The 11,429-nt window shown below is 62.9% G+C and carries 9 protein-coding genes; 5 read left to right on the forward strand and 4 right to left on the reverse strand.

What is annotated here, in order from left to right; all coding sequences use genetic code 11:
• Positions 1–83 precede the first annotated feature (83 nt).
• On the forward strand, positions 84–980 hold the full coding sequence (locus JYG36_RS07110; protein ID WP_213603468.1) for a LysR family transcriptional regulator: 897 nt from the start codon (positions 84–86) through the stop codon (positions 978–980).
• Between the two features lie 62 nt (positions 981–1,042).
• Here JYG36_RS07110 and JYG36_RS07115 read toward each other — a convergent pair whose 3' ends face one another.
• Together JYG36_RS07115 and JYG36_RS07120 are read right to left on the reverse strand one after the other, a co-directional pair.
• A complete protein-coding gene (locus JYG36_RS07115) occupies positions 1,043–2,290 on the reverse strand; it encodes a ribonucleotide-diphosphate reductase subunit beta (protein ID WP_045195614.1) in 1,248 nt (415 codons plus the stop codon).
• A 232-nt stretch (positions 2,291–2,522) separates the two neighbouring features.
• The gene (locus JYG36_RS07120; RefSeq protein ID WP_045195612.1) at positions 2,523–5,411 is read right to left on the reverse strand and encodes a ribonucleoside-diphosphate reductase subunit alpha; all 2,889 of its coding nucleotides are present in this window, start codon (positions 5,409–5,411) and stop codon (positions 2,523–2,525) included.
• A gap of 768 nt (positions 5,412–6,179) precedes the next feature.
• On the opposite strand from JYG36_RS07120, the gene JYG36_RS07125 reads away from it, so the two are divergent.
• From JYG36_RS07125 to fhuF, 3 genes are read left to right on the forward strand one after another with little or no spacing between them, the layout of a single operon-like run.
• A complete protein-coding gene (locus JYG36_RS07125; protein ID WP_045195610.1) occupies positions 6,180–6,902 on the forward strand; it encodes a response regulator in 723 nt (240 codons plus the stop codon).
• A complete protein-coding gene (locus tag JYG36_RS07130) occupies positions 6,899–8,515 on the forward strand; it encodes an ATP-binding protein (protein ID WP_093380250.1) in 1,617 nt (538 codons plus the stop codon). The genes JYG36_RS07125 and JYG36_RS07130 overlap by 4 nt, the downstream gene beginning before the upstream one ends.
• Complete coding sequence (fhuF, locus tag JYG36_RS07135) at positions 8,512–9,048, forward strand: siderophore-iron reductase FhuF (RefSeq protein ID WP_213604364.1); 537 nt, start codon at positions 8,512–8,514, stop codon at positions 9,046–9,048. The genes JYG36_RS07130 and fhuF overlap by 4 nt, the downstream gene beginning before the upstream one ends.
• Before the next feature lie 3 nt (positions 9,049–9,051).
• On the opposite strand, the gene JYG36_RS07140 is transcribed toward fhuF, so the two are convergent.
• Entirely contained in the window at positions 9,052–9,753 is a 702-nt protein-coding gene (locus JYG36_RS07140; protein WP_093380256.1) for a 4'-phosphopantetheinyl transferase family protein, read from the reverse strand.
• Positions 9,754–9,870: 117 nt separating this feature from the next.
• Positions 9,871–10,668, reverse strand: a complete 798-nt coding sequence (locus JYG36_RS07145) for a dienelactone hydrolase family protein (protein WP_093380259.1) — start codon at positions 10,666–10,668, stop codon at positions 9,871–9,873.
• Positions 10,669–10,810: 142 nt separating this feature from the next.
• On the opposite strand from JYG36_RS07145, the gene JYG36_RS07150 reads away from it, so the two are divergent.
• Positions 10,811–11,413: an outer membrane protein gene (locus JYG36_RS07150; protein WP_213603469.1), complete on the forward strand. Its 603-nt coding sequence runs from the start codon at positions 10,811–10,813 to the stop codon at positions 11,411–11,413.
• The last annotated feature ends 16 nt before the right edge of the window (positions 11,414–11,429 follow it).

Genomic DNA, 11,429 nt, shown 5'->3' on the forward strand with positions numbered 1-11,429 from the left:
GTGATAGGAGCGTTTATGATGATTGGCAACCAGTAGTAGATAAATTACCAAGCTGTATCGAGTGTCGTTACCAGGAGTGTTGAATGATGGATCGCCTGACCAGCATGGGCGCCTTTGTAATGGCCGCTGAAGAGGGGTCCTACGCCAGTGCGGCGCAGCGTTTGGGCATGTCGCCGCAGATGGTGGCCAAGCATGTAGCCGCCCTGGAGCATCGCCTGGGCGCGCGCCTGCTCAACCGTACAACTCGACGGCAAAGCCTGACCGAGCTTGGCAGCGCCTATTACGAGCGCTGCAAGCATATCCTCAGCGAGGCGCAGGCGGCCGACTCCCTGGCGCAGATCATGAATGACACGCCGCGGGGCAAACTGAAGGTCAGTGCGCCAGTTACCTTTGGCTCCTACAGCCTGATGCCAATGGTTACCGACTTTCTACGCCAGTACCCGCAGGTCGAAATTGACCTGCACCTGACCGACCGTTTCGTCGACCTGGTCGAGGAGGGCTTCGAAGTGGCATTTCGCATCGGCCCCCTGGGCACTTCCAGCCTCACCGCCAGGCCCCTGGCACCTTACCGCCTGGTGACCTGCGCTTCACCGCGCTACCTGACCGCCCACGGTATCCCACGAACGCCAGCCGATCTCGAACAGCACGAATGCCTGGGCTACGCCTACTGGTCGCGCCCAGCCGACCGTGAATGGCAATTCGTCCAGGGCGATATGCTGCACAAGGTGCAGGTCGCCAGCCGTTTGCAGGTCAACGAGAGTAGGGCGCTGATGGCAGCGGCGCTGGATGGCTTCGGCATTGTGCTGGGGCCGGAAGACTTTCTGCGCCCGGCGCTGCAAAGTGGCGAGCTGGTGCGGGTGCTGGCGGACTACCAGCCGCCGAGCCGGCAGATGCATTTGCTCTATACGGCAAGCCGTCAGCGCACGGCCAAGCTTCGGTGCTTTGTCGAGACTGTACTTGGGCGTTTCGCTGAGGCTTGAGCAGGACAAATAAAAAAGGCCGCCTAGCGGCAGCCTTTTGTTGTCGAACATGAACGTGGAAATCAATCCCAGCTCAACGCCCCACCCGTCTGATACTCGATAACCCGAGTCTCGAAGAAGTTCTTCTCTTTCTTCAAGTCCATGATCTCGCTCATCCATGGGAACGGGTTGGTGGTACCTGGGTACTCTTCCTTCAGGCCGATCTGCGACAGGCGACGGTTGGCGATGAACTTGAGGTAGTCCTCCATCATCGCTGCGTTCATGCCCAGCACGCCGCGCGGCATGGTGTCGCGGGCGTATTCGATTTCCAGCTGGGTGCCCTGCAGAATCATCTGCGAGGCTTCTTCCTTCATTTCGGCATCCCACAGGTGCGGGTTTTCGATCTTGATCTGGTTGATCACGTCGATACCGAAGTTCAGGTGCATGGACTCGTCACGCAGGATGTACTGGAACTGTTCGGCAACGCCAGTCATCTTGTTGCGACGACCCATGGACAGAATCTGGGTGAAGCCGCAGTAGAAGAAGATGCCTTCCAGGACGCAGTAGTAGGCGATCAGGTTGCGCAGCAGCTCTTTGTCGGTCTCGACGGTGCCGGTGTTGAACTCAGGGTCGGAGATCGCGCGGGTGTAGCTCAGGCCCCAGGCGGCTTTTTTAGCGACCGACGGGATCTCGTGGTACATGTTGAAGATCTCGCCTTCATCCATGCCCAGCGACTCGATGCAGTACTGGTAGGCGTGGGTATGGATCGCCTCTTCGAAGGCCTGGCGCAGGATGTACTGGCGGCACTCGGGGTTGGTGATCAGGCGGTACACGGCCAGGGCCAGGTTGTTGGCAACCAGGGAGTCGGCGGTGGAGAAGAAGCCCAGGTTGCGCATGACGATGCGACGCTCGTCGTCGGTCAGGCCTTCCGGGTTTTTCCACAGGGCGATGTCCGCGGTCATGTTGACCTCTTGCGGCATCCAGTGGTTGGCGCAGCCGTCCAGGTACTTCTGCCAGGCCCAGTCGTATTTGAACGGTACCAGCTGGTTGAGGTCGGCGCGGCAGTTGATCATGCGCTTTTCGTCAACCGCGACGCGGGCAGCAGAACCTTCCAGCTCAGCCAGGCCTTCGGCGATGTCGAGTTTGTCCAGGGCCGCCTTGGCGCGTTTGACCGCTTCGGAGTCGTCGGCAGTCACGGCGCGCGCTTCCAGGGCAGCAACACCGCCAGCGTTATCGAGCTTGTCGATGCCTGCGGCAGCAGCTTGAGTGGCGGTAGTGCCTTTGGCGGCTTCTTCGCCTTCGTCTTTATCGAATTCGTCCCAGCTCAGCATGGTGGGTCTCCTGCTTGAGGGCCATATCAGTATGGCCGGTGGATCTTGGTTGCGGTGCTTGCGGTTGGGTACTGCGGTGCACGCAAAAACTTGGAATGCTTCCCCGGGCTGAGGCCCTCGGGGGAGGTTGGGGTGGCCCCGACCTTGTTGTTCGGCGCTTTGGAAAGGGGGCGGCAGGGCCGGCCCTTTCGCGGGTCAAGCCCGCTCCTACAGGGAGCGGGCCTTCAGGCGCTTATTGGCAGGCTTCGCAATCCGGCTCGTCGATCGCGCAGGCCTTTGGTACCGGAGCAGGGCCGGCTGGCGCTGCCTGTACCGGGGCGCTGTCGCCACCGCTGGAGACGGCGTTGAGCTTGCCGGTGTTGATGGTCGACTTCTCGGTGCTGGTCGCGGCCAGGGCACGGAGGTAGTAGGTGGTTTTCAGGCCACGGTACCAGGCCATGCGGTAGGTCACGTCGAGCTTCTTGCCCGAAGCGCCGGCGATGTACAGGTTCAGCGACTGGGCCTGGTCGATCCACTTCTGGCGACGGGAGGCGGCATCGACGATCCACTTGGTTTCCACTTCGAAGGCGGTCGCGTAGAGGTCTTTGAGCTCTTGCGGAATGCGCTCGATCTGCTGCACCGAACCGTCGTAGTACTTCAGGTCGTTGATCATGACCGAGTCCCACAGGCCGCGGGCCTTGAGGTCGCGAACCAGGTACGGGTTGATCACGGTGAATTCGCCCGAGAGGTTCGATTTCACGTACAGGTTCTGGTAGGTCGGCTCGATGGACTGCGATACGCCGGTGATGTTGGCGATGGTCGCGGTCGGCGCGATGGCCATGATGTTCGAGTTACGAATACCTTTTTGTACACGGGCACGTACCGGTGCCCAGTCCAGGGTTTCGTTCAGGTCGACGTCGATGTACTTCTGGCCACGGGCTTCGATCAGGATCTGTTGCGAATCCAGCGGCAGGATGCCTTTGGACCACAGCGAGCCCTGGAAGGTCTCGTAGGCGCCACGCTCGTCGGCCAGGTCGCAGGACGCCTGGATGGCAAAGTAGCTGACCGCTTCCATCGACTTGTCGGCGAACTCGACGGCAGCGTCGGAGCCGTAAGGGATGTGCTGCAGGTACAGCGCGTCCTGGAAGCCCATGATGCCCAGGCCGACCGGACGGTGCTTGAAGTTCGAGTTACGCGCTTGCGGCACCGAGTAGTAGTTGATGTCGATCACGTTGTCGAGCATGCGCACGGCGGTGTTGACGGTGCGCTGCAGCTTGGTGGTGTCCAGCTTGCCATCGACAATGTGGTTCGGCAGGTTGATCGAGCCCAGGTTGCAGACCGCGATCTCGTCCTTGTTGGTGTTCAGGGTGATCTCGGTGCACAGGTTCGAGCTGTGCACCACGCCCACGTGCTGCTGCGGCGAACGCAGGTTGCACGGGTCCTTGAAGGTCAGCCATGGGTGGCCGGTCTCGAACAGCATCGAGAGCATCTTGCGCCACAGGTCTTTGGCCTGGATGGTCTTGAACACCTTGATCTTGTTGTACTCGGTCAGGGCTTCGTAGTACTCGTAGCGCTCTTCGAAGGCCTTGCCGGTCAGGTCGTGCAGGTCTGGCACTTCCGATGGCGAGAACAGGGTCCACTTGCCGTCATCGAAGACGCGCTTCATGAACAGGTCAGGGATCCAGTTGGCGGTGTTCATGTCGTGGGTACGACGACGGTCATCACCGGTGTTCTTGCGCAGCTCGATGAATTCTTCGATGTCCAGGTGCCAGGTTTCCAGGTAGGCACAGACAGCGCCCTTGCGCTTGCCACCCTGGTTAACGGCGACGGCGGTGTCGTTGACCACTTTCAGGAACGGCACGACGCCCTGGGATTTACCGTTGGTGCCCTTGATGTAGGAGCCCAGTGCACGCACAGGGGTCCAGTCGTTGCCCAGGCCACCGGCGAATTTCGACAGCATGGCGTTGTCGTGGATCGCGTGGTAGATGCCCGACAGGTCGTCCGGCACGGTGGTCAGGTAGCAGCTCGACAGCTGCGGGCGCAGGGTACCGGCGTTGAACAGGGTCGGGGTCGAGGCCATGTAGTCGAAGGACGACAACAGGTTGTAGAACTCGATGGCACGGGCTTCTTTGTCTTTCTCTTCCAGCGCCAGGCCCATGGCCACGCGCATGAAGAACACCTGAGGCAGCTCGAAGCGTACGCCATCCTTGTGGATGAAGTAGCGGTCGTACAGGGTCTGCAGGCCCAGGTAGGTGAATTGCTGGTCGCGCTCGTGGTTGATCGCCTTGCCCAGTTTTTCCAGGTCGAAGTCGGCCAGGGCAGGGTTGAGCAGTTCGAACTCGACACCCTTGGCGATGTAGGCAGGCAGGGCCTTGGCGTACAGCTCGGCCATTTCGTGGTGGGTGGCGCTCTCGGCGACTTCGAGGAAGCCCAGGCCTTCGGCGCGCAGGGTGTCCATTAGCAGGCGGGCGGTCACGAACGAGTAGTTCGGCTCGCGCTCGACCAGGGTACGGGCGGTCATCACCAGGGCGGTGTTGACGTCGGTGAGGGCCACGCCGTCGTAGAGGTTCTTCAGGGTTTCGCGCTGGATCAGGTCGCCATCGACTTCGGCCAGGCCTTCGCAGGCTTCGCTGATGATGGTGTTCAGGCGGTTCATGTCCAGTGGCGCCAGGCTGCCGTCGGCGCGGGTGATGCGGATGCTCGGGTGCGGCTGCACGCCGGCGTCTTCGGCGTGGCCACGGGTGGCACGCTCCTTGGCACGCTGGTCGCGGTAGATCACGTAGTCACGGGCGACTTTCTGCTCGCCGGCACGCATCAGGGCCAGTTCGACCTGGTCCTGGATTTCTTCGATGTGGATGGTGCCGCCCGAAGGCATGCGACGCTTGAAGGTCGCGGTGACTTGTTCGGTCAGGCGGGCAACGGTGTCGTGGATGCGCGACGAGGCGGCGGCGGTGCCGCCTTCAACTGCGAGGAACGCTTTGGTGATGGCCACGGTGATCTTGTCATCGGTGTAGGCGACGACAGTGCCGTTACGCTTGATCACGCGCAGTTGGCCCGGAGCGGTGGCAGCCAGATCCTGGTTCGAATCAGCGGCCTGCGGCGCCAAAGCCTGCGGGTTCTCGCGAGTTGTGTCGGTTTGCATGGGTGTCTCCACGTTCTCTAAGTATGTTTAGGCGCTTTGTGAGCGCCAACCGTTCCGTCCGAAAGCCCAACAACCGACCTTGAGGGCGCGCAGGAACGAGCGTTCCGGCATGCCGCACAGGTCGGGCATACTCACTTCGGGACAGTTCAGGAATTAGGGCAAATGCTTGCCGCTCCCTGGCCGAAGTCAAAGGTCTTGAATCTACGACTCAAAACTGTTGCTGTCGGGTGTGCCGATGGCTTGCAACACCCGTACCCGAAACAACACCCTCCAAGGGTTTGCAACGGAAGCCTGCGCAGGAGCGGTTTGGCTGCTGATCTCTTCTAAAGTTCCAGCAAAAAATCTAGCCGTTGAGGGCTTGAGTTCTCTGCTTGACTTGTGCTTGGGATTTTCAGGAAACCCCAAGATGTAGTGTTTTGTTTCGCTTGGGATACAAGATAATGCGGTCTTGGGGGTAATGCAAGGTCGCGGTCTGTGGATAACTTGTGCGTATTTTGTGAGTGATTTCACTCAACCCCTTGTAGGCCGCGTCTTAGCGCGCAATGACCGCCCGTCACCGATTTTTTCGCGGGGCAAAGGGTCGCAGGCGGATTTTGCGGGCGCGAACCCTATCACAAAAAATCGGCTTGTCCGAGCGCCTTGCCCACTGGTTTTTTACTGCGGGTAACGGCGGTTGGCAGGCGCCGGTACCCGACGTAGTATCCGGGGCCAATGTTGCCTTTTGGTGATCTGGGCACTCTTTATAACAACAAGCTGTTGAGGTGAGCCGTGGAGCAGAGCAGTCGGGTATTGATCGTCGAGGATGACCAGCGGCTGGCTGACCTGACCCGTGAATACCTGCAGGCCAATGGCTTTGTCGTGGACGTGGAGGGCGATGGCGCCCGGGCGGCGGCGCGAATCATCGCCGAGCAGCCCGACCTGGTGATCCTCGACCTGATGCTGCCTGGCGAGGACGGCCTGAGTATCTGCCGCAAGGTGCGCAAGCAGTACCCCGGGCCGATCCTGATGCTCACCGCGCGCAGCGACGACCTCGACCAGGTCCAGGGCCTGGACCTGGGCGCCGACGACTACGTGTGCAAACCGGTGCGCCCGCGCTTGCTGCTGGCGCGTATCAACGCCCTGCTGCGGCGCAGCGAGGCTGCGGCCGAGCCGCAAGTACCGCAAGCTTTGCAGTTCGGCCCGTTGCGGGTCGATAACACCTTGCGCGAGGCCTGGCTGTACGACAGCGGCATCGAACTGACCAGCGCCGAGTTCGACCTTTTATGGCTGCTGGTAAGCAACGCCGGGCGCACCTTGTCGCGCGAGGAGATCTTCACCTCCCTGCGCGGCGTCGGCTATGACGGCCAGGACCGCTCCATTGATGTGCGTATTTCGCGCATCCGCCCGAAAATAGGCGACGACCCGGAGCACCCACGGATGATCAAGACCATCCGCAGCAAAGGCTACCTGTTCGTTCGTGAAGCGGCCCAAGCCATGGGCCAGGTGCCATGAACTCGATCTTTTTGCGCATCTATGGCGGCATGCTCGCCGCCCTGGTGCTGGTGGCGGTGCTTGGCGTGCTCAGCCTGCACCTGCTCAACGAGGTGCGCGCCGGCCAGTACCGCGAACGCCTGGCCCACGGCACCTTTACCCTGATGGCTGACAACCTGGCGCCGCTGGATGCTGTCGAGCGCAAGCGCGCGCTGTTGATCTGGGAGCGCCTGCTGGGGATTCCCCTGGAGTTGCAGGCGCTGAGCAGTACTGCGCTGGACGGTAGCCAGCGCAGCGGCTTGCAGCGTGGGCAGGTACTGGTCGAGAAGACCGGCCCGCACGCGGCCAAGGTGCTGCGCCAGGTCGGTGATCAGGATTTGCTGCTGGTCGGTGAAGTGCAGCAGATCAGCGAGCAACTGGCCCGCGCCACTATTTATCTGCTCGCCGATGAACTGGTGCGCTACCCGGTGGCCGAGCAGCCCCAGCGCCTGGCCGCCCTCAAGCAGAGCAAGGGTTTTGGCTTCGACCTGCGCCTGCAGCGGGTCAATCAGACCGACATGGACGAAGACCAGCGCCGGCGCATCGATGAAGGCGACACGGTGATGGCCCTGGGCAAGGACGGTGACTCGATCCGCGTGTTCGCCGGCCTGGTCGGCACGCCCTGGGTACTGGAAATCGGCCCGCTGTACCAGATGAACCCCTATCCGCCGCAGTTGCTGGTACTGATTGCGGTGCTGGGCCTGTGCCTGATCGGCCTGATCGTCTACCTGTTGGTGCGCCAGCTGGAGCGACGCCTGTCGGGGCTTGAGGCCGCGGCAACGCTGATCGCCCAGGGCAGCCTGGAAACCCGCGTGGCGGCCGACGACGCCGACTCGGTCGGGCGCCTGGCCGCAGCGTTCAATGGCATGGCCGAACACCTGCAGCGCTCGCTGACCATCCAGCGCGAGCTGGTGCGGGCGGTGTCTCACGAGCTGCGCACGCCGGTTGCGCGCTTGCGCTTTGGCCTGGAGATGATCGCCAGCGCCAGTAGTGACCAGGCCCGGGACAAGTACCTGACCGGCATGGACGGCGATATCCAGGACCTCGACAAGCTGGTCGATGAGATGCTCACCTACGCGCGCCTGGAGCAGGGCGCGCCGGCCCTGCATTTCCAGCGCGTCGACCTGGATGCCTTGCTCGACCAGGTGATCGCCGAGCTGGCGCCGCTGCGCCGCGAGGTGCGGGTGCTGCGCGGTCCCTGCCAGGGCGGCGAAAAGGGCCCGGACGGGCAGGGGCCGTGGGTCGAGGCCGAGCCGCGCTACCTGCACCGGGCGCTGCAGAACCTGGTCAGCAATGCCATGCGCCACGCCGAATCACAGGTCAGCCTCAGCTATCAGCTGGGCCTGCAACGGTGCCGGATCGATGTCGAGGACGATGGCCCCGGCGTGCCGGAAAGCGTCTGGGAGCGCATCTTCACCCCCTTTACCCGCCTCGACGACAGCCGCACGCGTGCCTCTGGCGGGCATGGCCTGGGCTTGTCTATCGTGCGGCGGATCATTTACTGGCATGGCGGGCGGGCGTCTGTGGGGCGCAGCGAGCGCCTGGGCGGCGCCTGCTTCAGCCTCAACTGGCCGCGCAACCAGGACGGCGCATGAGTTCGCCGATCACCCTGCAGGCGTTGCTCGACGAAACCCGCTTCGATGCCTTGCTGCTGGCATTGTATGGCCCCGAACTGATGCCAGCGCAGCGGCCGGTGCTGGTCTCGCAGTGGTCCAAGTACTATTTCGCGCTGCTCTGGCGGACGTTGCGCGAGGGTGCAAGCCTGGCGGCTTTCAGCCAGACATCGCTGCTGCTGGATGAGCGCGGCTTGCCGCTTGCGCTGATCGCCGACGGCGCCCCCTGCCAGGACTTGCTGGCTGAGCATCTGCAACCGCTGGTTGCGCGCCTGGCCGAGCGGGGCGCGCTGGCAACGGCGGTGTTGTGGGGCAATGCCGGTGATTGCCTGGATCAACTGCTGCAAGGCAGTGGCGACAGCTCAGGCTTGCAGGTGCTGCTGTCAACGCCCGGCAGCCCTTTGTATGCCGCCGTCAGCCAGGATGCTCGAGGACGGCGTCGGCGCCGCACCTGCTGCCTGAGTTACAAGGTCAACTGGGTCGGGCATTGCGAGCATTGCCCGTTGCTGCCCTGAAACTCAGACGCTGATCAGGCTCAACAGCTGGTCATCCTGCAGGCAGAACTGCCCCTCAAGCTCCCGGCCGTGGTGCCAGTGCGCCGACAGGTCGGTCAGCAGGCGCAGGCGCGCATGGCCGTCTGCGGACCACTCCAGCACTTCGGCATGCTCGAAATAGAAGCGCTGCTTGACGATCGGGTAGAGCGCCTTGAACAGGCTTTCTTTCAGCGAGAAGGTCAGGGTCACGGTCAGGCCCACCTGGCCGGGGTCCATACGCTGCAGTTCGGCGTCGGTAAGAATCTCCCGGGCCAGGCGTTCGGCGCGCTCGTCGCTGAGCAGGCATTCCTGGTCCAGGCCCAGGCCCTGGCAATCGCTGCTGCGCGCCACCACGGCGGCGGCCCAGCCTTTGCCGTGGGTGATCGAGCCGCAGATGCCGGCCGGCCAGATCGGCGCGCGGTCTTCATCGGTGCCGGGGACATAGTCGCGGCCATCGAGCTGCATCAAGGCGGCGCGGGCACACACCCGGCCGGCCAGGTACTCGGCCTGGCGCTTGGCCACCGAGCGTTGCAGGCTGGCGGTTTGCTCGATACCGGCGCGAGCGAAGTCGTCGCTGGCAAGCAGGGCGGGGTCGAACGGGCAACTGACCAGGATCGCGCCGGGGACCGGACGCGGCAGGGGCCAGTGGTGCAGGAGCGGGGCGCAGCAGGTGGGCAGTCGGTTCATGGCCGGTATTGTGCCGTGGCTGCTGCCAACGTGTCACGGTGTAGGCGCGGGCTTGCCCCGCGCTAGCGGCGTGTCTGTCACACCGCTATCGCGGGGCAAGCCCGCTCCTGCCGGGGGTCAACCTTTAGTGAAGATCTTCTTGAAGAACGCCTGCAAGTCCGCCCACGAGCTTTCATCCGCCGCCTTGTTGTAGCCAATATCCGGCCCGCCATGCTCGCCATGGCTGAGGCGGTCGGCATCGGGGTTGGTAAAGCCGTGCTTGGCCCCGGGAATGCTGACGAACTCATAGGTCGCCCCGGCTGCGTCCATTTCTTCCTTGAATTTCTCCACCTGCTCCGCGGTCACCATGCTGTCGCTGGCGCCATGCTCTACCAGCACTTTGGCCTTGACGCTGCCCGCTGTCGCCGGCGTGTTGGTGACCAGCGCACCATGGAAGCTGGCCACCCCGGCCAGCGCTTCACCACGGCGCGCGGCGTCGAGCACCACCTTGCCGCCGAAACAGTAGCCGATGGCGGCGATCTGCTCTTTATCGGTCTGTGGCTGAAGCTTGAGCAGTTCAACCCCGGCATCGAAGCGCTCGGCTGCCGCGCTCGGGTCTTTCAGCGCGGCAGCCATGAACGCCTGGGCATCGGCCGGGTGCTCGGTGTGCTTGCCGTCGCCATACATGTCGATGGCCAGGGCGCTGTAGCCAAGCCCGGCAAGGTCGCGGGCGCGGCGCTTGGCATAGTCGTTGAGCCCCCACCATTCATGCACCACCACCACGCCCGGGCGTTTGCCCTCGGCGGCGTCGTCGTAGGCGTAATAGCCGACCAGGCGCTTGCCATCGGCATCCTGGTAGGGAATCTCACGGGTTTGCACCGCCGCCTGGGCCAGGCTGGCGGCACCGATCAGGGCCAGAGCGAGCAGACAACGCATGGTCGTACTCCTTGATTGCAGTCGGTTTTGCTCTCAGTGCAGCTGTTCAGCCGAGGTTCAGCCAGGGTTCAGCGGCGGTTCAGGAGGGCTTGCTTACTCTAGCTTCCACACCAACACAGTGCATCACCTGGAGTACCACACGATGAAAAAGCTCAACACCCTGCTGCTCACCGTTGCTTTCCTTGGCGCCAGCGCCGCCGCCCAGGCCGCTGACACCACCTTCGCCGGCGTCACTTATGGTCAGACCAGCGACAAGATGAAAAAGTCCGGCCTGTTGACCCGCAACACTGATCACCTGAACACCGACGGTATCATCAGCAAGGACAGCAGCTACGGCATCCGCGTCGGCCAGATGAACGACCAGGGCCGCTACTACCTGACTTATGACAACGTCTCCAACGACCACAGCGGCCTGAAAGTACGCCAGGAAAACCTCCTGGGCAGCTACGACATGTTCTACCCGCTGGGCAACACCACCAAGCTGTTCGGTGGCGCCAGCGCCGGCCTGACCAAGATGAGCATGGAATCCTCCGGCTACAGCCGCGACACCGACACCGGTTACGCCATCGGCCTGCAAGCCGGCGTGCTGCAGCAAGTCAGCGACAATGCCTCGGTGGAACTGGGCTACCGTTACCTGCGCAGCAACGCCAGCACCGAGTTGTCCGAGCATGACGGTCCGAAAGTCGGCAGCCTGCGCCTGAACAGCAGCGCCCAGACCTACCTGTCGGCCAACTACGCGTTCTAAGTCGCCTGGCGATGTC

Source organism: Pseudomonas sp. SORT22 (genome assembly GCF_018417635.1).
GTDB lineage: Bacteria > Pseudomonadota > Gammaproteobacteria > Pseudomonadales > Pseudomonadaceae > Aquipseudomonas.